At 71.5% G+C, this 21,633-nt stretch carries 14 protein-coding genes; 8 read left to right on the top strand and 6 right to left on the bottom strand.

Going from position 1 to position 21,633, the window contains the following annotated elements:
• Position 1 precedes the first annotated feature (1 nt).
• From AB0M01_RS07640 to AB0M01_RS07630, 3 genes are all read left to right on the top strand, one after another.
• Positions 2–979 carry a LacI family DNA-binding transcriptional regulator gene (locus tag AB0M01_RS07640; RefSeq protein ID WP_363666628.1) on the top strand — a complete coding sequence of 326 codons (978 nt, stop codon included), beginning with the start codon at positions 2–4 and terminating at the stop codon, positions 977–979.
• 143 nt (positions 980–1,122) lie between these two features.
• Positions 1,123–2,403 (top strand): glycoside hydrolase family 18 protein, encoded by a 1,281-nt coding sequence (locus AB0M01_RS07635; RefSeq protein ID WP_363666626.1) that lies wholly within the window; start codon positions 1,123–1,125, stop codon positions 2,401–2,403.
• A 45-nt stretch (positions 2,404–2,448) separates the two neighbouring features.
• Positions 2,449–3,069, top strand: coding sequence for a phosphotransferase (locus AB0M01_RS07630; RefSeq protein WP_363666624.1), 621 nt, complete (start codon positions 2,449–2,451; stop codon positions 3,067–3,069).
• On the opposite strand, the gene AB0M01_RS07625 is transcribed toward AB0M01_RS07630, so the two are convergent.
• From AB0M01_RS07625 to AB0M01_RS07605, 5 genes are all read right to left on the bottom strand, one after another.
• The gene (locus tag AB0M01_RS07625) at positions 3,066–4,292 is read right to left on the bottom strand and encodes an acyl-CoA thioesterase/bile acid-CoA:amino acid N-acyltransferase family protein (RefSeq protein ID WP_363666622.1); all 1,227 of its coding nucleotides are present in this window, start codon (positions 4,290–4,292) and stop codon (positions 3,066–3,068) included. The genes AB0M01_RS07630 and AB0M01_RS07625 overlap by 4 nt on opposite strands.
• Positions 4,293–4,345: 53 nt before the next feature.
• On the bottom strand, positions 4,346–5,332 hold the full coding sequence (locus AB0M01_RS07620; protein ID WP_363666620.1) for a pirin family protein: 987 nt from the start codon (positions 5,330–5,332) through the stop codon (positions 4,346–4,348).
• 75 nt (positions 5,333–5,407) lie between these two features.
• Entirely contained in the window at positions 5,408–8,155 is a 2,748-nt protein-coding gene (locus tag AB0M01_RS07615) for an AAA family ATPase (RefSeq protein ID WP_363666618.1), read from the bottom strand.
• A 100-nt stretch (positions 8,156–8,255) separates the two neighbouring features.
• Positions 8,256–10,436, bottom strand: a complete 2,181-nt coding sequence (locus AB0M01_RS07610) for an MMPL family transporter (RefSeq protein ID WP_363666616.1) — start codon at positions 10,434–10,436, stop codon at positions 8,256–8,258.
• A 43-nt stretch (positions 10,437–10,479) separates the two neighbouring features.
• Entirely contained in the window at positions 10,480–11,079 is a 600-nt protein-coding gene (locus AB0M01_RS07605; protein ID WP_363666615.1) for a TetR/AcrR family transcriptional regulator, read from the bottom strand.
• A 986-nt stretch (positions 11,080–12,065) separates the two neighbouring features.
• On the opposite strand from AB0M01_RS07605, the gene AB0M01_RS07600 reads away from it, so the two are divergent.
• From AB0M01_RS07600 to AB0M01_RS07580, 5 genes are all read left to right on the top strand, one after another.
• The gene (locus AB0M01_RS07600) at positions 12,066–12,920 is read left to right on the top strand and encodes a bifunctional methylenetetrahydrofolate dehydrogenase/methenyltetrahydrofolate cyclohydrolase (protein ID WP_363666613.1); all 855 of its coding nucleotides are present in this window, start codon (positions 12,066–12,068) and stop codon (positions 12,918–12,920) included.
• Positions 12,917–13,147 (top strand): hypothetical protein, encoded by a 231-nt coding sequence (locus AB0M01_RS07595; RefSeq protein WP_363666611.1) that lies wholly within the window; start codon positions 12,917–12,919, stop codon positions 13,145–13,147. The genes AB0M01_RS07600 and AB0M01_RS07595 overlap by 4 nt, the downstream gene beginning before the upstream one ends.
• Complete coding sequence (locus AB0M01_RS07590; RefSeq protein ID WP_363666609.1) at positions 13,147–13,422, top strand: DUF3017 domain-containing protein; 276 nt, start codon at positions 13,147–13,149, stop codon at positions 13,420–13,422. The genes AB0M01_RS07595 and AB0M01_RS07590 overlap by 1 nt, the downstream gene beginning before the upstream one ends.
• Before the next feature lie 78 nt (positions 13,423–13,500).
• Positions 13,501–16,872 (top strand): S8 family serine peptidase, encoded by a 3,372-nt coding sequence (locus tag AB0M01_RS07585; protein ID WP_363666608.1) that lies wholly within the window; start codon positions 13,501–13,503, stop codon positions 16,870–16,872.
• A 117-nt stretch (positions 16,873–16,989) separates the two neighbouring features.
• Complete coding sequence (locus AB0M01_RS07580) at positions 16,990–20,262, top strand: S8 family serine peptidase (RefSeq protein ID WP_363666606.1); 3,273 nt, start codon at positions 16,990–16,992, stop codon at positions 20,260–20,262.
• Positions 20,263–20,316: 54 nt separating this feature from the next.
• Here AB0M01_RS07580 and AB0M01_RS07575 read toward each other — a convergent pair whose 3' ends face one another.
• Positions 20,317–21,309 carry a malate dehydrogenase gene (locus AB0M01_RS07575; protein WP_363666604.1) on the bottom strand — a complete coding sequence of 331 codons (993 nt, stop codon included), beginning with the start codon at positions 21,307–21,309 and terminating at the stop codon, positions 20,317–20,319.
• Positions 21,310–21,633: the final 324 nt, after the last annotated feature.

The raw sequence follows: 21,633 nt of genomic DNA, 5'->3' as shown, positions 1-21,633 counted from the left end.
GGTGGTGGTGCGGCAGAGCGACGTGGCCCGGTACGCCGGGGTGTCGGCGCGGACCGTGTCGAACGTCGTCAACGGGTACGTGCACGTCTCGCCCGAGGTGCGGGCGAAGGTCCAGGCGGCGATCGACGCGCTCGGGTACCAGCGCAGCGCGGCCGCGCGCGGGCTGCGGCTCGGGCGGACCGGGCTGATCGCGCTCGGCGTACCGAGTCTGCGGGAGCGGTACTTCGCGGACCTCGCCGAGGCGGTCGTGCACGAGGCCGAGCGGCACGAACTGACCGTGATGGTCGAGGTGACCGGCGGCCGGCGGGAGCGCGAGCGGCTGGTGCTCGGGGGTGGGCGGAGCAGCCTGACCGACGGCGCGCTGCTGAGTGCGATCGAGCTGACGGCGGCGGATGCGCGGTTGGCGGCCGGTACGGCGTACCCGCTGGTGCTGATCGGGGACCGGCGGCTGGACGGGCCGTTCGACCACGTGGCGATCCCGAACGTCGCGGGGGCGCGGGCGGCGACCGGGCATTTGGTTGCTCTGGGCAAGCGAAGGGTGGTGCTGCTGGGGGATGCGGCGGCGAACAAGTCGGGGAGGCTGCGGCGCGAGGGTTTCCGCAAGGCGCTGGCCGAGGCGGGACTGGAAGCGCAGGAGGAGTTGGCGATCCCGTGGACCCGGGAGGCCGGCCGGGCGGCGGTGGACAAGCTGAGGAGAGCTGATGCGGTCTTCGCGCTGAACGACTCGCTGGCGCTCGGCGTCCTCGCGGGCTGTGCCGAGCTCGGCGTCGACGTACCAGGTGAATTGGCGGTCGTCGGCTTCGACGACGTCGAGGAAGCGCAGTACAGCACGCCGCCGCTGACCAGCGTCGCGCCTTCGGTCGGCCAGATCGCCCGTCGCGGCGTCGAGCTGCTCGCTCAACGGCTGGCCGATCCCACCCGGACGCCGGAGCACGTGACCACCGACTTCCGGCTGGTGGTCCGGGGCTCGACCGACTAACCCAAGGGTGTGGGGAAAGAAAGCGCTCTCCCCGCTGGCGAGGATGTGCCAAAGTGACTTCGGCAGTGACATTGCCTAACTCATCGCCGGGACCTAGGGTGAGCCGCATCTGTCCCTTAGTGACCGCCCGGGTGGGGAGATCAATGTCAGTGAAACGTCGGAGTCTGGTGCTGCTGACGGCTGTGGCCGTCGTCGCGCCGGTGGGTTTGACCGCGGTGCCGGCCGAAGCGCACGGCAGCGGCAAGCGAGTGGTCGGGTACTACACCCAGTGGAGCGGCTACGACCGCAACGTCCTGGTGAAGGACCTGGTGAAGAGCGGCGCGGCCGCCAAGCTGACGCACCTGAACTACGCGTTCGGGTTCCTGGACGAGCAGGGCAAGTGCATCAGCAGCGACGCGTGGGCCGACTACCAGCGGCCGTTCACCGCCGAGCAGAGCGTCAGCGGCAAGGCCGACGTGGCCGGCCAGCCGCTCGCCGGAAACCTGAACCAGCTCAAGCAGCTGAAGCAGAAGTACCCGAAGCTGCGGATCAGCATCTCGCTCGGTGGCTGGACCGGTTCGAAGTACTTCTCGGACGCCGCACTGCCGGCGAACCGCGCGGCGAGCGTGAAGTCCTGCGTCGACATGTGGATCAAGGGCAACCTGCCGGGCCTGCCGGCCGGCGCCGCGAAGGGCGTCTTCGACGGCATCGACCTGGACTGGGAGTGGCCGGGCAGCGAGGGCAACCCGGGCAACATCATCCGGCCCGAGGACAAGCAGAACTTCACCGGTCTGGTGCACGAGTACCGCAAGCAGCTGGACCGGCAGTCCTGGCCGTTCAAGGGCCGCTACACGCTGTCGGCGTTCCTCCCGGCCGCACCGGCCCAGGTGGACAACGGGTTCGAGGTCAAGAAGATCTTCAAGGACCTGACCTTCGGGACGACGCAGGGCTACGACTACCACGGCCCCTGGGACCAGCAGACCAACCAGCAGTCCGCGATCGACGGACCCGCCGGTGATCCTGCTCCGGCCGAGTTCAGCTCGCAGGTCACGATCGACGCGTACCTGTCCCGCGGTGCGCCGCGGAACAAGCTCGTCATGGGCGTCCCGTTCTACAGCCACGGCTGGACCGGCGTGACGAACCAGAACAACGGACTCTTCCAGCCCGCCACGGCCGCCGCCCCGGGGACGTTCGAGGCCGGCACCGAGGACTACAAGGTGCTCAAGTCGAAGCTGAGCCAGTTCACCCTGCACCGCGACGAGAAGGCCGGCTTCGCCTGGATCTTCGACGGGACGACGTTCTGGACCTACGACGACCCGACCGAGATGCGCCGCAAGGCCCGCTACATCAACCAGCGCGGCCTCGGCGGCGCGATGATCTGGTCGCTGGACGGCGACACCGCCGACGGCGAGCTGATCTCCGCGCTGCACCGCAACCTGCGCTGAGAAATCCACGAGCGGCACCCTGGGCCGATCGCCTAGGGTGCCGCCGTGGACAACCTCGCGACCCGCTTCGGCGCGCACACCGCCGAGCAGGTGCACATCGGCTTCTCCGGTGCGACCGTCGTCCGTCTCGAGCGCGGGACGGAAACCCTGTACTACAAGGCCGGCCCCGAAGCCGCCGCCGAGGCCGACCGCGTCGCCTGGCTGAGCGCCACGGGCTTCAGCTGTCCACGCCTGCTCGACCGCGGCGACGACTGGATGCTGACCTCCGCGCTCCCCGGCCGCGACGCCTCCCAACCGTGGCCGGCGGCCGAGCGTCCCGCCGTACTGGCCGCGGTCATTGATTGCCTGCAGCAACTGCACGAGCTGACCGACTGCCCGTTCACCTCACCCTTCCCCGGAACGCCGACCGTGGTCACCCACGGCGACTACTGCCTGCCCAACGTCCTGATCGACCCGGAGACGCTGCGCTGCACCGGCGTACTGGATCTGAGCCGGCTCGGCCTCGGCGACCCGTACGTCGACGTAGCGGTGATGACCCAGAGCCTGTCCGGCGGCCTCAACCCCCAGTACGGCGGACCGCCGACAGCGCGCGAGTTCGCGACGGCGTACGGCGCCGACCCGGACGACGAGCGAATCCCGCGCTACATCGCGGCCGACAACTTCTAGAGCGCCCGCAGCAGCGCCAGCACCTGCGGCCAGGCATCGGCCTGAGCGGCGGCGTTGACCGGACGACTGCCGCCGAGGTACGCCGTGTGCTGGGCCGCGGACTCGTAGAACTGCGTGCCCTGCGGGACGTACGGATACGTGCCGACGTTGTGCCCGGCGCCGGGGTAGATCAGCGCCTTGTGGGGATGGCGGTTGTGGGCCGCGTCGAGCTCGGTGGTGATCAGCTGGGCGGCCGGAGCCGACTGCCAGACGCCGTCCGCCGTACCGGCGACGGCGAGCACCGGGCCGCTGACGCGGTCGACCGGGATCAGGTCCTCGGCGAGCGGCGTCCCGTGCAGCGTCCAGGACTTGGAGAGGTAGTCGGGGAAACCCGGCGCGACCTTCGAGGTCGGGGCGTAGAGGACGGCGCCGTGGATCAGCGCCGGGAAGTCCTGCGCCATCAGCAGCGACGCCTCGGCGCCGCGCGAGACGCCGAGTGCGATCATCCGTCTAGGATCCACAGAAGGCTGCGCGGCGAGCAGCTTCGCCGCGGTCTCGAAGTACTCCAGCGGGATCTGCTTCAGCGTCTTCGGCAGCCCAGGCTCCCCGAAGTACGCGACGGTCAGCGACGGAAACCCGTACGCCGCCAGCAGCGCGGCCGTGAGGGTCAGACTCATCCCGCCCTCGGACCCGCCGAGCAGCAGCACGCCCGGATGCCGCTGACCGTCAGGCTTCGGCAGGAACACCCGGCCGACCACCTTGTCGTGCGCCAGTGTCAGCGTTCGGTTGGTCTCCCCGTCGTTCAAGAATCGCCGCGTCTGTGTCGCCGTCGCGAGCGTCTTCCCGTCCTCGTCCCGCACGCTGAACCGCACAACCGACCGAGGCAGTCCGTCGGACACCTCAGGCAGGTAGTACTGCTGCTCAGGATCCCCGTCCGGCGAGTTCATCCCCCAGAACAGGCCCATCCCATCGACCCCGGCGTAGCTCCCGCCGGTCGGTGCGGCCCGGTCGAGGTCGACGACACCGTGCCCGTCGGCCTTGTACGTCGCCGCAGCCTTCCAGACCTTGCCCGCGGAGTCAGCGGTCTCCGCCACGATCTCGACCGCGTCGCCGCTCCCCAGCCCGCTCACCTTCACGTGCGCGGCGGCGTCTGCGAGCGCCGTCGGCTCCACCTCGACCCGTACGTCGGCCGGCGAGGAACACCCAGCGACCAGCAGCACCAGAACCAACAGCACCCGACGCATCCGCACCACCCCACCAACCGGTCTACACCGGCGGTGGGGTCAATGGCGCGGGGTCAGTTCGACTCGCGCAGCTCGGTCGGGGCGCCGTGGACGGCGGGGATGGTGCCGAGCTTGCCGGCCTGGAAGTCCTCGAAGGCCTGGACGACCTCGTCGCGGGTGTTCATCACGAACGGGCCGGCCATCGCGACCGGCTCGCGGATCGGGCGGCCGCCGAGGACCAGGACGTCGAGGTTCGGCTCGGCCAGCGGCTGGGAGGTCGCGGCCTGGGTACGGATCGTGTCGCCGGGGCCGAACAGCGCGAGCTGGCCCTTGCGGAACGGGCGCCGCTCGGCGCCGACCGTGCCCTGGCCGGCCAGCACGTAGACGAGCGCGTTGTAGTCCGGCTGCCAGGGCAGCACCATCTCCGCGCCCGGGCTCACCGAGGCGTGCACCAGCGTGATCGGGGTGTGCGTCGAGCCCGGGCCGTCGTGCCCGTCGACCGAGCCGGCGATGACGCGGATCAGCGCGCCGCCGTCCGGGGTGGACAGCAGGGCCGAGTCGCCGCCGCGAATGTCCTGGTAGCGCGGCGGGGCCCACTTCTGCGCCCGCGGCAGGTTCACCCAGAGCTGGATGCCGTGGAACAGGCCGCCGCTGGTCACCAGGTGCTCCGGCGGGGTCTCGATGTGCAGCAGCCCGCTGCCGGCGGTCATCCACTGGGTGTCGCCGTTGGTGATCACACCGCCGTTGCCCTGGGAGTCCTGGTGCTCCATGATCCCGTCGAGCATGTAGGTGACGGTCTCGAAGCCGCGGTGCGGGTGCCACGGCGTGCCCTTCGGCTCGCCCGGCGCGTACTCGACCTCACCCATCTGGTCCATGTGGATGAACGGGTCCAGGTCGCGCAGGTCGACCCCGGCGAAGGCCCGGCGGACCGGGAAGCCCTCGCCCTCGTACCCGCTCGGCGCCGATGTCACCGACCGGACCGCGCGCTCGCGGGACACGGCCGGGTCGGGCTGGTGGACGCGGGGCAGCACGGTGATGTCGCTGACGGTGACGGCAGGCATGGAGGTCTCCTCGCTGAGCAGGTAGTTCAAGAATAAACTATCCGTCCCAACGGCGGCAAGACCGGGAAAGATTCCCTACAGGTACTGCCCCACCGGCGGCGCGCTCTGCTGCCGCCAGCTCGACGGCACATCACCGGGCAGCAGCTCGGCCAGCTCCTCCAGACCTGGTACGTCGAGCTCGGCGATCCGCGTCGCCTGCCGCGCGACCGTCGCCTCGAACACGCTGCGCGCCTCCCGACCGTTGCCGAACCCGTACTGGCCCCGCAGCGGCCCGAGCAGCCGCCCGACCCGCTCCGCTACGCCGTCGCCGAGCGTGAACCCGGCGTCCTCGGCGAGCCCGCGGAAGATCCCGGTCAGCTCGCCGACCGAGTAGTCGGCGAACCGCAGCGTGACCGGGAAGCGCGACCGCAGCCCGCTGTTGGCGTCCAGCAGCCGCTTCATCTCCTTCGCGTAGCCGGCGATCACCACCACCAGCTCGTCGCGGTGCAGCTCGATCTGCTGCACCAGCGTCGCGATCGCCTCCGCGCTGTACGCCGTGTTGTCGGCGAGCGCGTACGCCTCGTCGATGAACAGCACGCCGCCGATCGCGCTCTCGACGGCCCGGCGGACCTTCGGCCCGGTCTGGCCGACGTACTCCGCGATCAGGTCGGTGCGGGTCACCTCGACCAGCTGACCGCTGCCGAGCAGGCCCAGGTCGCGGTAGATCTCGGCGAGCAGCCGCGCGACCGTCGTCTTGCCGGTGCCCGGGTTGCCGAGGAAGACCAGGTGCCGGGACTGCTCGATGGGCTGGATCCCGGCCTTGGCGCGCAGGACCTCGGCGGCCGCCTCGGCGGTCAGTCGCCGGACGGCGTCCTTGACCTCGGCCAGGCCGACCATCCGTTCGAGCTGCTCGTGCGCGGAGCGGCGCTGCTCCGGAGCCGGACCGCCGGCGACCTCGGCCGCCAGCAGCGGCAGGTCGTCGGCGATCAGCTCGCGGACCTGCTCCGGCGAAGGATCGGCCAGCGCCGCGATCCGCACCGCCTGCCGGACCGAGATCTGCTCCAGCAGCGACCGGGCCGCTCGCGCGTTCCCGAAACCAATTGCCCTGGGCAACCGCTTGAGCAGCAGCGGCACCCGGTCGGCGACGTCGCCGGCCAGCACGTACCCCGCCGTACCGGCCAGGGTCCGGAACAGCGTGAGCAGCTCGGCGTCGGTGTAGTCGGGGAAGGTCAGCACCCGCCCCACCCGCGAGCGCAGCCCCGGATGGCTGTCCAGCAGCTCGTCGACCGCGTCCGGGTAGCTCGCGAGCACGACCACCAGGTCGTCGCGGTGCTCGTCCATCGCCTGCACCAGCGCCGACAGCACGTCCGGATGCTTGCTCAGCCGGTGCGCCTCGTCGACGTACAGCAGGCCGCCGACCGCGCGAGCGACAGCGCTCTGCACCTTGACCGGCGTCGGCACGGCCCCGCCCGTCGTGAGGTCCGACCGGCCGACGGTCACGACGTGCCCGGAGGTCAGCCGCCCGAACTGCCGGTACGCCGTCGCGAGGTGTCGCGCGACGGTCGACTTCCCGGTCCCCGGCCGCCCGACGAACAGCAGCGGCCGCGTTCGCCGGGTGATCGTCATCCCGGCCCCGGTCCGCAGCCCGGCGACCTTCGCCTCGGCGACCAGCTCGCCGATCTGCTGCTTGACCGCGGTCAGCCCGACCATCCCCGCGAGCTCGCCCATCGGGTCGGAGCCGGCCGCTGCGACGGTGTGCTGGCGCGCCGCCGAGCGCAGGTCGTACAGCGTCCGGAGGTTGCGCAGGTACCGCCGCGGCAGGTTGAGGTGGTCCGACGCGACCGGCCAGCCCGGCAGCCCGGCGAGACAACCGCCGACCTGGTACATCGCGCCCAGCCAGCGCCGCGCCGCGTGCGCGGCGCCGGCCTCGCAGGCGCGGGCCATCCAGCCTTCCTGACGCCGGAGCCACGCCTTCCGGTCGTGCTGCTTGGCCAGCTCGTCGAAGTGCTCCTGCACCTCCGCCGTACTCACTCCGGCGAACAGCAGCCCAGCCGGTACGTCGATCCGCCCGACCTGGTGCAGCAGCTCGGCCAGGTGCAGCTCGAACGACTGCTCCCGCTCCGGAGTGACCGCCGAGACCTCGGCGTACGCCGTGCGCAGCCGTGTCATGGCCCAGATCAGCAGCTCGAGCGGGTTGTCCGACTGCTCAGGCAGTACGGCGAATGCCTCGTCGCCCGCGCACAGCTCGGTGAGCCACAGCTCCTTCAGCTCGTCGTACGGGAGCTCGCGGTGGGCGCGGAGCAGGTCGGGGTCCTCGGCGACGCGATCGAACAGGCCGGCCAGGAACGTCCGACGCGGCTCGAAGGGCTCGACGCCGCGGTACAGGTCGAGGCCCTGGCGGCAGAACTCGACCAGCCGCTCGCGGAGCCCGGGAGCTGCGCCCAGCTTGGCGAACCAGCTCCCCGGCAGCTCCATCCGGCTCTTGGTCAGCCAGCTGTCGAACTTGAACGGGGTGGTGGGCTCGGTGCGGAACTCCTCCATCAGCAGCGACAGCTGGTTCGCGCCGGGGCCGCTGACGATGCTGAGCGGTGCGTAGAGCAGGGCGTTCAGGTCGTGGAACGTTGCCGCCAGCACCGGTGCGTCCTCGCGCAGGTACGAGCGGGCGAGCTTGCCGGTGAGTGTGAAGCGCTCGAAGGCCGGGTCGCGGACCAGGGCGGTCGCCCGCGCCCGGGTGTCCTCCAGCCAGCCGTCCGGGAACGGCCAGGGCGCGTCGGGCCCGAACAGGTGCAGGTACGGACGGTCGTCGCTGAGCAGGATCCGCAGGTCCTCGGGCAGGTCGGCCATGGCCCGAGACTAGGGCGTGGCCGGGTCGGCCACGCCCTGCTCGATCAGGCTCCCGCCGTACCGGTCGCGCCGCAGCCGACCCGCGGCGCGCCCGGCCTCGTCAGGCTTCGACGAGCTGCTTGTCCTTCGGTTCGTCCACGCGCAGCGACTCGCCCTCGATGTCGACCTTCGGGGTGATCCGGTCCAGCCACTTCGGGAACCACCAGGCCCGGTCGCCGAGCAGCGACAGCACCGCGGGCACGATCGTCATCCGGACCACGAACGCGTCGATCAGCACGCCGACGGTCAGCCCGAAGCCGATCGTCTTGATGATCGGGTCGTGCACCAGGATGAAGCCCGCGAACACCGCCGCCATGATCAGCGCGGCCGCGGTCACCACCCGGGCGCCGTGCCCGACGCCGGCGATCGTCGCCTCGGTCGCGTGCTTGCCGTGCACGAACTCCTCCCGGACCCGGGACACGATGAACACCTCGTAGTCCATCGCCAGCCCGAACAGGATGCCCATCATGATGATCGGCAGGAAGCTGACCAGCGGGCCCGGGGAGTCCACCCCGAACAGCGCCGCGCCCCAGCCGAGCTGGAACACCCCGACGGTGATCCCGAACGTCGCGCCGATCGTCAGCAGGAAGCCCAGCGTCGCCTTCAGCGGCACCAGGATCGACCGGAACGCCAGCAGGAGCAGCAGGAACGACAACCCGATCACGACCAGCAGGTACGTCGGCAGCGCGTCGGTCAGCTTCTGCGACACGTCCACCCCGATCGCGGTGTTGCCGGTGACCGACACGTCCGCGCCGTTCACCGACAGCGGCTTCAGCGAGTCGCGCAGGTCACCGACCAGGTCGGCGGTCTGCTCGCTCGCGGGCCCGCTGGCCGGGATCACGCTGATCAGCCGGGTCGCGCCGTCCTGGCTGGCCGGGCCGGGCTGGGCCGCGACGATGTCCTTGAAGTTCTTGGTCAGCCCGAGCACCTGACCGACCAGGGCCTCGGACTGCTGCGCGTTCGGCGTCTTCACGACCACCACGAGCGGCCCGTTCGAGCCGGGGCCGAAGGCCGCCGCGGACAGGTCGTACGCGATCCGCTGGTTGGTGTTCTCCGCGGCGGTCGCGCCGTCCGGCATCGCCAGCCGCATGTCCTGCACCGGCAGCGCCAGCGCACCGAGCCCGAGGATGCCCAGGGCAACGATCGGGACGCGGAAGCGGGTCACCAGCCGGGCCCAGCGGAAACCGAAGCCCTCCTTGACCTCGACCGGCTCGGCGGCGTGCGCGCCGTGGTGGCGCAGCTTGCGCGGCAGCACCCGCTTGCCGACGAAGCCGAGCATCGCCGGCAGCAGCGTCAGAGCGACCAGTACGGCGGTCAGCACGGTCGCGGCCGCGGCCAGGCCCATCGCGGTCAGGAACGGTACGCCGACCAGGCTCAGCCCGGCCAGCGCGATCACGACGGTCGCACCGGCGAACAGGACGGCCGACCCCGCGGTCGCCGTGGCGCGTGCCACCGACTCCTCCGGGTCCATCCCCTCGGCGAGCTGCGACCGGTGCCGCGAGCTGATGAACAGCGCGTAGTCGATCCCGACGGCCAGGCCGAGCATCAGCGCGAGGATCGGCGCGGTCGAGGAGACCTCGGTGAACGCGGTGACCAGGAACAGGCCGGCCATCCCGGCCAGTACGCCGATCAGTGCCGTCAGCAACGTCATGCCCGCGGCGACCAGCGAGCCGAAGGTGATCACCAGGATGACCGCGGCGATCGCGACACCGATCACCTCGGTGCTGCCGATCTCCGGCGGCCCGCCGACCACCGCACCGCCCGGGACGACCCGCAGGTCACCGGTGCTGAGCGCGTTCAGTCCGTCGTACGCCTTGGTGCTCTCCTCGGAGAGCTGGTCGGCGGACTTCGCGAACTGGACCTGGATCAGCCCGGTCGTCCCGTCCGGGCTGATCGCCCGCGCGGTGTACGGGTCGACGGCGCCGACCACCTCGGGGACCTTCGCGACCTTCGCGACGGTGACCCCGACCGCGGCCTTGACCGCCGGGTCCATCAGCGTCTTGCCCGCCGGGGCCTTGACCACGACGCTCGAGGACGCGCCGCTGGCGGCCGGCAGGTCCTTGGCCAGCGCGTCGAGCGCGCGCTGCGACTCGGTGCCCGGGATCGAGAACGTGTTCGCGGTCTGGCCGCCCAGGGTCAGCGCGCCGACCCCGAGCAGGACCAGCACCACCGCCCAGAGCGAGGCGACGAGCCGCCGCCGCTGGTAGGAGAACCGGCCGAGCCGGTACAGGAGATTCGCCATCAGTCAGTACGTCCGTTTCGGATGGTCCGGGCGGGCAGGGGAATCAGACTTCGGTCGCCGGCGAGGTGGCGCCGAGGGCCGGTTCGCTGGTCGCCGGCGGACGGAGCAGCCGGCGCAGAGCGGTGTTGCACAGCTCGAGCAGCTCCGCGTCGGAGCGCTCTCCCGGGTGCCGGCACTCGCCGAGCAACCCGTTGACGGCGAACTTCGCCACGTCCAGCTCCAGCTGGTCGTGGCTCTGGCCGGCCATGATCTCGGTGAGCCGGATGCCCTCGCTGATCAGCTCGGCGAACTCGGGCATCCCGTCCATCGTCGGCAGGATGTCGGACAGCACGGCGATCAGCCCACGAGCCCCGACCGCGAGCTCGCTGAACCGCACGATCGCCAGCTCCTGAGCCTCGTCGGCCGGCAACTGCTCGGCCTCGGCGATCACGACCTTCAACGCCTGCTTCGACGGCTCCAGCGCAGCAGCCAGCACGGCGGCCTTGCCGTTGAAGTGGTAGAGCACGGTCGCCTTCGAGCACCCGGCGGCGGTCGCGATGTCCTGCAACGAGGTCGCGCTGTACCCCTTGCTAGCGAACAGCGCCACGGCCTGCTGCTCGATCTCGCGCCGGGTCCGCTCCCGCGCGGGGGTGCTCTCTGCCATGTCAACCAGCTTGCCTGACCGATCGGCCAGTATTCAACCGATCGGTCAGGATTGTGCTTCACCTCACCTGCGTGGGCGTATCGCGAGGGGGAGATGTGGCGGGTGGTTGAGGTGGTGGGTGGGTTTGTGGGGGTGGTGAGGAGCCGGGGGTTTGGGGTGGGGGTGGAGAGAGGGGTGGGAGTGCAGCGGGGGCTGGTACTTGCTGTGGGGACTGGGGGAGGAGAGGTGGTGGGGACTGGAGGCGAGCAAGCTCGCGGGGTCGGTTCGACCGGGGTTCAGCGCGCTTGGTCGCCGCTCCGCCCGGGGGCGTCCCGCCGGGGTTCACCCACGCTGTGTCGTGGTCGCCGGGTTCACTCCACGCTGGACTGTCCCCGCCGGGGTTCGGCTCGCGGGTCGTCCGCATGAGGTGTGCACACCCGAGTGGCACCCGCCCGGGTGTGCCGGGTGCCCCCGGGGCGGGCTCGCGCCTGCCTGAGGCGTACCCGCCCGGGGTCCCCTGAGGCGGGTCCAGCCTGGCGAGCCCATCGGGGTTCACGTCGCGGGTCGTTTCGCCTGAGATGTGCCCACCTGAGTGGTGGCCACTCCTGGTGCGCCCGCTTGGGCCCCGGGGCGAGCGTGCCTGAGGTGTGCCCACCCGAGTAGCACCCATCCGAATGCGCTCCGCTTGGGGTGCCCTGGGGCGGGCCCAGGCGGGTGAGTCCATCGGGTTCCCCTCACCCGGTGGCGTCTCCCGAGGGGAGATGTGGCGGGTGGTTGAGGTGGTGGGTGGGTTTGTGAGGTGGTGAGGAGCCGGAGGTTCGGGGTTGGGGATGGAGAGAGGGGTGGGAGGGCAGCGGGGGCTGGTACTTGCTGTGGGGACTGGAGGCGAGGTGGTGGGTGTGGGCGGATCGTGGTGGGCGCGGGGCTGCGGTGGGTTCAAGTAGTTGTCGGCGGTTGGTGTCGGGTGGCGCGTGGGGTGAGTGGGAGGCGTGGCAGACTCCGGTGTTGTGACGGCTCAGGTTTTGGACGGTAAGGCGACGGCGGCGGCGATCAAGGACGAGCTGAAGGTCCGGGTGGCCAAGCTCGCCGAGCAGGGGGTTGTGCCCGGGCTCGGGACGATCCTGGTCGGGGACGACCCGGGCAGCCGGGCGTACGTCGCCGGGAAGCACCGGGACTGTGCGGCGGTCGGGATCTCCTCGATCGAGGTGGAGCTGCCGGACACGGCGACCCAGGACGAGATCGCGGCGAAGGTGCGTGAGCTGAACGAGAACCCGGCCTGCACCGGGTTCATCGTGCAGCTGCCGTTGCCCAAGCACGTGGACACCAACGCGATCCTCGGGCTGATCGACCCGCTCAAGGACGCCGACGGGCTGCACCCGATGAGCCTCGGCAAGCTGGTCCTCGGCCAGGACGGCCCGCTGCCCTGTACGCCGAAGGGCTGCGTCGAGATCCTCCGCCGGTACGACGTACCGATCGCCGGCGCGCACGTCGTCGTGGTCGGGCGCGGGGTGACCGCCGGGCGCCCGATGGGGCTGCTGTTCACGCGCAAGTCGGAGAACGCGACCGTCACCCAGTGCCACACCGGCACCAAGGACCTGGCGTCGGTGGTCCGCACCGGCGACATCGTGATCGCCGCGGCCGGCTCGGCCGGTCTGATCACCGCCGACATGGTCAAGCCCGGCGCGGTCCTGCTCGACGTCGGCACCAGCCGCAGCGCCGAGGGCAAGATCGTCGGCGACATCGCCCCGGCCGCCCGCGAGGCCGCCGCCTGGATCGCCCCGATGCCCGGCGGGATCGGCCCGATGACCCGCGCGATGCTCCTCACCAACGTGGTGGAAGCAGCCGAAGCAGCCACCGCATGACCTCGCCGGCTACCCGCGGCGCCGCACCCGCGCCCGGCAGCGCCGCGCCCGGCGCCACCGCGCCCGCGCAGGGCAGCACGGCGCCCGCTCGCGGCAGCACTTCGCGCGCGCCCGGCGGTGTCGCGACCTCGCGCGCTCCCCGCGACACCGCGCACGCGGCGAACGCGACCGCGCATCCGGCGACCGCGACCGCGGCGACCGCTCTCGCTTTCCCCGGAGCTCCGTGATGGCGGCCGCGACCGAGCCCAGGCGCAGTGAGTGGCCGTTGGCTGTCGTCCTCGTGGCAGGGCTTGTCGGTCTGGTGATGCTCACCTTCTACGACTGGTTCAACGGCATCCTCACCGTCTCCGGCAGTGTCGTGTTGGCCGGGCTCCTGCGGGCGGTGCTGAGCGACGACCAGGCCGGGCTGCTGCATGTCCGTGGCCGGATGTTCGACACCGGCCTGCTGATCGGGGCGGGCGCGGCGATCCTCGTGCTCGGGCTGATCGTTCCGCGCGGCTGACCAACCTTTCGTCGTCCCCGGTGCGTCAGACCGGGCACAGCGGCTCCGCCCTGAGCCGCGTGGACGACGGGAGCACGTATGAGGTTCGCCGCAGCAGCCGCGCTGATCGCCTTGGTGGTGTCCGCGGCAGTACCGCCCGGGACCGCCAACGCCACGACGCCACCATCCACGGCCGGATGGCAGCCGCCTCAGAAGCACCAGACCGTCACGCTCATCACCGGTGACCGCGTCACGTTGCGCGCCGACGGCAACCAGTCCGTCGAGCCCGGCCCGGGCCGCCGCGGCATCACCTTCAGCACCCAGAACTCGCGCGGCAAGCGCCTCGTCATCCCCTCCGATGTCCGCCCCCTGATCGCCGCCGGGCGCCTCGACCGCCGTCTCTTCGACGCCGCAGGACTCGCGGCCGCCGGGTACGACGACGCCCGCAGCCCGCAGACTCCACTCCTGATCACGTACGCCGGCCGCACCCGCGCCGCCCTCCCGTCCGGCGCGAAGATTGCCCGCGAGTTCCCGGTGATCAACGGCGCCGCCGTCAAGCTCCCGAAGACCACCGGCCTCACGGCGAATAGCGGCATCGACAAGATCTGGCTGGACGGCGTACGCCAACCCACGCTCGACCGATCGGTCCCGCAGATCGGCGCCCCCGCGGCCTGGCAGGCCGGCTACAGCGGCAAGGGCGTCTCGGTCGCCGTCCTCGACAGCGGCATCGACAGCACCCACCCCGATCTCGCCGGACAGGTTGCTCAGCGCAAGAACTTCACCACCGAACCCGACGGCGACCAGACCGGCCACGGCACCCACGTCGCCTCCACGATCGCCGGTACCGGCGCCGCCTCCCAGGGCAAGTACCGCGGCGTCGCCTCCGGCGCCACCCTGTACGACGGCAAGGTGTGCGCACGGAACGGCTGTCCGGACTCCGCGATCCTGGCGGGCCTGGAGTGGGCCGCGACCGAGGTCAAGGCGAAGGTCGTGAACCTCAGCCTCGGCGCCGAGGACCTCCCCGGGATCGACCCGGTCGAGGCCGCCGTCAACCGGCTCACCGCCCAGACCGGAACCCTCTTCGTGATCGCTGCAGGCAACGCCGGCCCGGGCGCCGGGACGGTCAGCTCGCCCGGCAGCGCGGACGCCGCGCTGACCGTCGGCGCGGTCGACAAGGAGAACCAGCTCGCCGACCTGAGCGGCCGCGGCCCCCGCGCCGGTGACGGCGCGATCAAGCCCGACGTCACCGCCCCCGGGATCGACATCGTCGCGGCCCGCGCGCACGGCGTACCGGGGGAGGCGTCCATCGCCGGCGCACCGGCGGAGGCACCCGGCGCAGGCGCACCGGCGGAAGCGCCCGGCGCAGGCGCAGCGGCAGAGGCACCCGGCGCCGGCGCACTGGCGGAGGCACCCGGCGTCGGCACACCGGCGGGGACGTCCGCCGACGAGCACTACCTGGCGGCCTCCGGCACCTCGATGGCGACCCCGCACGTCGCCGGTGCGGCGGCGCTGCTCGCGCAGCAGCACCCGGCGTGGAAAGCCGCTGAGCTGAAGGCATCGCTGGTCGCGTCCGCCGAGCCGCACGGCGATCAGACCGCGATGGAGCAGGGCGCAGGCCGGATCGACGTCGCGCGCGCGATCACGCAGACCGTCGTCGCGGACCCGGTCAGCCTCGGCTTCGGCGCCGTGCAGTGGCCGCACACCGACGACACCCCGATCACCCGGACGGCGACGTACCGGAACCTCGGCGACAGCCCGGTCACCCTGGCGATCGCCGGACAGCTGACCGGCCCGGACGGCGAACCGGCCCCGGCCGGCGCCTTGAAGCTGTCCGCGACGACGCTCACCGTCCCGGCCCGCGGCACGGCGACGGTCCAGGCGACCGTCGACACCCGGCACACCGGCCCCGACGGGCTCTACAGCGGCCAAATCGTTGCCATTAGCAACCAAATCCGTATCGTCACCGCGCTCGCCGTCGACAAGGAGGTCGAGAGCCACACGCTGACCGTCCGGACCATCGGCCCGGACGGCGAGCTGGCAACCGACGCGTACGCGACGCTGCTCGACTTCGCCGCCGGCCAGGTCCGCGACCTCCCGGGCAACGCCCAGCTCCGGCTGCCGAAGGGCGAGTACGCCGTCGACGCGGGCTTGGTGACCCCACACGCCGAAGGACCTGGCGACGACGCGTACGACGTGACCGGCCCGGTCGCCGTGCTCGACCGCGACGTCACCGTCACCTTCGACCTGCGCAAGACCCGCGAGGTGAAGGTCACCGCGGCCGCCCAACCGGGCGCCCGCGCCGGGCTGATGCTGCTCGCGCACGACCGGCGCAGCGCGGACGGGCAGGTCTGGTTCAACTTCGGCATGATGGTCGACCCCGAGGACCGGCTGTTCAGCGCCCAGCAGGGCCCGGACGAGGTGCCCGAGCGCTTCACCGGCAGCCTGATGGCGTTCCTCTCGAAGCCGGCCGCCGACGGGTCCAGCACCAACACGCCGTACCAGTACGCCGTCGCCGACCTCCGGCCCGGTGCGTTCTACACCGGACTCCGCCGAGTGCTGCGCGACCGTGACCTGGCCACGGTGCACCAGCAGATCAACGCGACCTCGGAGCGCGAGATCACCCGCAGCCTGCTGGTGTCGCTGCCGGGTGTCTACATCTCCGCGAGTCCGCTGACCCGCTTCGCCACCCCGGCGACCACACGGGTGCTGTTCGAACCGGGGTACGACTGGGAGCGGCAGCTGTCCGAGCTCAACGCGGATCGGCAGGAGATCACGCAGTCCGCCGAGGAAACGGTCCGGTACGCCGCCGGCACGGTCCATCGGGAGCGCTGGAACGCGGCTGCCCTGGTCCCGCTGCCGGCGATCGCCGAGCGGGCCGGCGGGGATCTGGTGATCGGGATCTACCCGCAGGCCGACGCGGACGGGCACGGCTGGTTCACGGCCACGCCGGACAGCGCGAGCAGCAAGCTCTACCGGGACGGGAAGCTGCTCAGCGAGTTGCCGGACTTCGGGTACGCCGAGGTGAGCGACGTTCCGGCGGAGCCGGCGGCGTACCGGTTCGAGACGTCGATGACCCGGTCGGTGTCGTGGTTGTCCACCCGGACCGACCTGGTCGCGACGTTCCGGTCGGCCGGTGGTGAGCAGGAGCAGTTCCCGATCCGGACCGTGCGGTACCTGCCGGACGTAGACGCGCGGAACACGGTGCGGCGGTCGCCGGTGACGGTGCTTCCCGTGCGGCTGCAGGGTGCGCCGGGCGTTCGGTTGCCCGCCGTACGGGAGTTGTCGGTGCAGGTGTCGGGTGACGCGGGGAAGACCTGGCGGCCGGCGCGCGTCGTACGGGTCGGTGCCGACGAGTACCGCGCGGTGTTCCCGACACCGGCCGGACCGTCGGTGGCGCTGCGGGCTCGGACGGTGGATGCCGCAGGCAACAGCACCGACCAGACCGTGATCGGGGCCTGGATGATCCGCTGAACCTGTCCGAAAGGGCAGGGCTCGAGATCCGGAGCATCTTTTTCCGCCGGGCACGCGTCGTACCCGTGTGGTCACCGACGGAGGGGAGATCAGGAGATGGAGCACGGCAGGAAATGGTTGACGATCGCAACCGGTGTGCTGACCGGAGCGCTCGCGATCGGTTTGGTGCAAGGGCCTGGAGCGCAGGCGCACACCGCGCCTGAGCCGGGCGCGCAGGCCGGGAAGGACCGAGTCGTCACGCTGGTCACGGGGGACAGGGTGACGGTGCGCGGAGGGGACCTGCGAAAGGCCTCCGTCGCGCCAGGTCCCGGCCGCGACAAGGTGGTGTTCAAGCTGCAGCGCTCGCACGGCCGGCTGACGGTGCTTCCGCTCGACGTCAGCTCGGTGGTGACGGCGGGCAAGCTCGACCGGCGGCTGTTCGACGTGTCCGGCCTGCTGGAGATGGGGTACGACGACCAGCGGTCGGCGACGATCCCGCTGATCGTGGCAACCCGGAGCCGGTCCTCGAAGTTGCCATCGGCAACAGTCACGAAGGAGCTGCCGGCGATCGGCGCGAGCGCGGTCACGGTGGACAAGAAGTCGGCCGGGCAGTTCCTCCGGCAGCTGACCGGGCAGAACCGGGACGCCGCCGGGATCGCGCACGTCTGGCTGGACGCCAAGCGCAAGGTGCTGCTCGACCAGTCGGTCCCGCAGATCGGCGCGCCGAAGGCCTGGCAGGCCGGGTTCACCGGCAAGGGCGTCAAGGTCGCGATCCTGGACACCGGCATCGACCCGGCGCACCCGGACTTCAAGGGCCGGATCGGCGCCACCAAGAACTTCACCACCGACCCGGCGGGCGACCAGTTCGGGCACGGCACGCACGTCGCGTCGACGGTGGCCGGCTCGGGAGCCGCGTCCGGCGGCAAGTACAAGGGGGTCGCGCCGGATGCGACGCTGCTCGACGGCAAGGTCTGCGACGGCAGCGGCAGCTGCACCGACTCGGCGATGCTGGCCGGGCTGCAGTGGGCCGCGGTCGAGCAGAAGGCCAAGGTCGTCAACTTCAGCATCGGCGGCCCGGACACCCCCGACGTCGACCCGATCGAGGCGGCGATCAACAAGCTCACCGCGCAGACCGGCACGCTGTTTGTCGTTGCTGCGGGCAACGAAGGGCCGGGTGACGGCTCGATCTCCTCGCCGGGCAGCGCCGACGCGGCGCTGACCGTCGGCGCGGTCGACAGGTCAGACCAGCTCGCGGAGTTCTCCAGCCGCGGTCCGCGGGTCGGCGACGGCGCGATCAAACCCGACGTCACCGGCCCGGGCGTGGACATCGTCGCGGCCCGGGCCAAGGGCGCCGACATCGGCGAGCCGGTCGGTACGCAGTACATGAAGCTCTCCGGTACGTCGATGGCCACCCCGCACGTCGCCGGGACGGCCGCGCTCCTCGCCCAGCAGCACCCGGCCTGGAAGGCCGCCGAGCTCAAGCCGGTCGTGATGGCGTCGGCGAAGGAGATCGCCGGGCAGACCGTGTTCCAGCAGGGCGCCGGGCGGGTCGACGCCGGCAAGGCGATCACCCAGTCGCTGACGGCGACGCCGGGCAGCATCTCGTTCGGCAAGGCGCTCTGGCCGCACACCGACGACAAGCCGGTCACCAAACAGGTTGCCCTGCGCAACCTCGGCCAGGCAGCCGTCACGCTGCAGCTGCAGGTCGCCGCGACCGGACCGGACGGCAAGCCGTCCAGCGCGTTCAAGCTCGCGGCGAGCAAGGTCACCGTGCCCGCGGGCGGCACCGCGTCGGTCGCCGTCACCTCCGACACCCGCCACCAGGGCCCCGACGGCCAGTACGCCGGCCGCCTGGTCGCCACCGGCGGCGGGACCAGCCTGAGCGTCCCGCTCGCGGTCGAGAAGGAGGTCGAGAGCTACGACGTCACGGTCAAGCACCTCGGCCCGGACGGCCAGGGCACCGACGTCAACTACACGACGATGCTCGGCCTCGACGGCGTCCGGTTCGTCGAGGTGATCACCGACGCGCAGGGCACCGCGAAACTGCGGCTGCCCAAGGGCGAGTACTTCGTCGACGGCAACCTGATGGACGCGAAGGAGCGCGTCTACCAGCTGGTCTGGCCGCGGCTCGTCGTCGACAAGGCGACCACCGTCGCAGTGGACGCGCGCAAGGCCGGGCCGGTCCGGATCACCGTGCCGCGGGCCGATGCGCGGCTCGCGCGCGTCGAGCTCGGCTACGAGCGCGCGATCGGGGACTTCGTGCAGGGCAACTCGACCTTCGCGGCCGACCTCGGCCAGGTCTTCGTGGGCTCGATGGGCCCGGCGGCACCGACCGGCGAGATGACCTCGTTCGCCGCGTCGCGCTGGGGCGTGCCGGGCAAGAACGGCGACTTCCTCGACACGCCGTACACGTACACGCTGCTGCAGGGGCGGACCGGCAGCTACTTCACCGGGTACCAGCGGACGGTCCGCGACCAGGAGCTGGCCAGGCTGTCGACGCTCTACACCGCCGACCACCCCGGGCAGCAGCTCTTCGACGAGCGGTTCGGGATCCTGCCCGGGATGTCGATGAGCATGTCGGGCTGGCCGATCCCGTTCAGCGCACCGCGCCGGGTCACCCACCTGGTCGACGCCAGGAACGTCACCTGGGCGGCCCAGCTGAACACGTTCGTCGACGACGGCGAGTTCTACACCTTCCCGCTGTCCTACTCGTTCACCGACAAGACCTACCGGCCCGGTACGTCGTACGGCGAACGCTGGGGCGCGGCGGTCGCGACCATCGACGTCGCCGGCGGCGGGTCCTACCGCGAGGGCAACCTGATGGACCTGTTCGTGTTCCCGAACGGGGACGGCGACGGGCACGACGGGATGTCCGACGAGGTCGGGCCGGGCAGCAGCACCAAGGTGTTCCGGGACGGGAAGCTGCAGGGCGAGTCGCCGGTGCCCGGGCAGCTCTGGCTGGAGGATCTTCCCGCCGGGCGGGCGGCGTACCGGGTGGAGATCGTGCAGGACCGGCCGATGCTGCAGCTGGCCAACCGGATGGAGGGGGTCTGGACGTTCAGCTCCCAGCAGAGCGGTGCGGCGGAGCTGCTGCCGATGAAGGCCGTCCGGTTCACCCCGCGGGTCGACGAGCGGAACGCGGTGAAGCGGCTGCCGGTCAGCGTGCTCGACCTCGCGGTCAGCAGCGCCGCTGGTGCGAAGGTGACGCCGGTGAAGTCGGTCGTCGTGCACGTGTCGGGTGACGCTGGGAAGACCTGGCAGGCGGCGAGCGTCGTACCGGCGGGGAAGGGCAAGTACAAGGCGATCTTCAAGACTCCGGCGGGATCGACGGTGTCGCTGAAGTCGCTGGTCGTCGACCAGAACGGGAACGCGGGCGCGCAGACCGTGCTCAACGCGTACCGGTTGCGGTAGGGACGACGAAGGCCCCCGGGGAATCCCCGGGGGCCTTCGGCTGTGTGCTTTCGGTCAGCCGATCAGGCCGAGCGCCTTCACCGCGTCGCGCTCCTCGCCGAGCTCGGCGGTGCTGGCGTCGATCCGGCCGCGGGAGAAGTCGTTGACCTCCAGGCCCTGGACGATCTCCCAGTTGCCGTCCTTGGTGGTCACCGGGAACGACGAGATCAGGCCCTCCGGTACGCCGTACGAGCCGTCGGACACGACCGCCATCGACAGCCAGTCACCGTCGGCCGAACCGCGCAGCCAGTCCCGGGTGTGGTCGATCGTCGCCGCCGCCGCGGACGCCGCCGACGACGCGCCGCGAGCCTCGATGATCGCCGCGCCGCGCTTCTGCACGGTCGGGATGAAGTCGTTCTCCAGCCAGGCCTGGTCGTTGACGACCTCGGCCGCGTTCTTGCCGGCCACCTCGGCGTGGAAGATGTCCGGGTACTGGGTCGCGCTGTGGTTGCCCCAGATGGTCAGCTTCTTCAGGTCCGTCACGTGCGTGCCGGTCTTGCGGGCCAGCTGCGCCAGCGCGCGGTTGTGGTCCAGGCGGGTCAGCGCGGAGAACCGCTCGGCCGGGATGTCCGGGGCGTTGCTCTTCGCGATCAGCGCGTTGGTGTTGGCCGGGTTGCCGGTGACGGTGATCCGGATGTCGTCGGCGGCGTGGTCGTTCAGCGCCTTGCCCTGGCCGGTGAAGATCGCGCCGTTGGCCTCGAGCAGGTCACCGCGCTCCATGCCCTTGGTGCGCGGACGGGCGCCGACCAGCAGGGCGACGTTCGCACCGTCGAAGATGACGTTCGGGTCGTCGCCGATCTCGACCCCGGCCAGCGTCGGGAACGCGCTGTCGTCGAGCTCCATCACGACCCCCTCCAGCGCCTTCAGCGCCGGGGTGATCTCCAGCAGCCGCAGCTCGACCGGGGTGTCCGGGCCCAGCAGCGCACCACTGGCGATCCGGAACAGCAGGCTGTAACCGATCTGACCGGCGGCGCCGGTGACGGCCACCTTCACGGGGGTAGTGCTCACGACACGCTCCTTGGGAACTCGACTGGCTGTACTTCGGACGCTAGCAACCCGTGCGCTGCGTGGCGACGGTGGGGCCGGTGATCCGTACCACCTCCTTCCAGGCGGCCTCGCCGGCCTGACGCGGACCGAGCGACAGGAGGTGTTCGGCTGCCGAGCGCCCCGCCGGCCCTCGCTCGGGCCTTGCTCGGCGCTCGCCAGGCTCCCGCCGGGCCCCGGCCGGGCGGGCGGCCGACGCGGTGGGGTGGACACCTCCTGTCGCTCGGTACCGGGTGGATCGTTCACCGCGCGGTGGCCGGGACGACCTGTGGCGGCCGCTCGGTGGAT

Origin of the sequence: Kribbella sp. NPDC051770 (genome assembly GCF_040681455.1) — a bacterium.
Classification (GTDB): Bacteria; Actinomycetota; Actinomycetes; order Propionibacteriales; family Kribbellaceae; genus Kribbella.
The sequence above is the reverse complement of the archived record's forward strand: the minus strand, read 5'-3'. Positions and strand labels throughout refer to the sequence as shown.

Bases quoted from the DNA above. Each gene is read 5' to 3' on its own strand.
- AB0M01_RS07610 (WP_363666616.1), bottom strand. From the start codon at position 10,436: ATGGCGAATCTCCTGTACCGGCTCGGCCGGTTCTCCTACCAGCGGCGG.
- AB0M01_RS07620 (WP_363666620.1), bottom strand. From the start codon at position 5,332: ATGCCTGCCGTCACCGTCAGCGACATCACCGTGCTGCCCCGCGTCCAC.
- AB0M01_RS07590 (WP_363666609.1), top strand. From the start codon at position 13,147: ATGGCGGCCGCGACCGAGCCCAGGCGCAGTGAGTGGCCGTTGGCTGTC.
- AB0M01_RS07585 (WP_363666608.1), top strand. From the start codon at position 13,501: ATGAGGTTCGCCGCAGCAGCCGCGCTGATCGCCTTGGTGGTGTCCGCG.
- AB0M01_RS07625 (WP_363666622.1), bottom strand. From the start codon at position 4,292: ATGCGTCGGGTGCTGTTGGTTCTGGTGCTGCTGGTCGCTGGGTGTTCC.
- AB0M01_RS07615 (WP_363666618.1), bottom strand. From the start codon at position 8,155: ATGGCCGACCTGCCCGAGGACCTGCGGATCCTGCTCAGCGACGACCGT.
- AB0M01_RS07635 (WP_363666626.1), top strand. From the start codon at position 1,123: ATGTCAGTGAAACGTCGGAGTCTGGTGCTGCTGACGGCTGTGGCCGTC.
- AB0M01_RS07595 (WP_363666611.1), top strand. From the start codon at position 12,917: ATGACCTCGCCGGCTACCCGCGGCGCCGCACCCGCGCCCGGCAGCGCC.
- AB0M01_RS07605 (WP_363666615.1), bottom strand. From the start codon at position 11,079: ATGGCAGAGAGCACCCCCGCGCGGGAGCGGACCCGGCGCGAGATCGAG.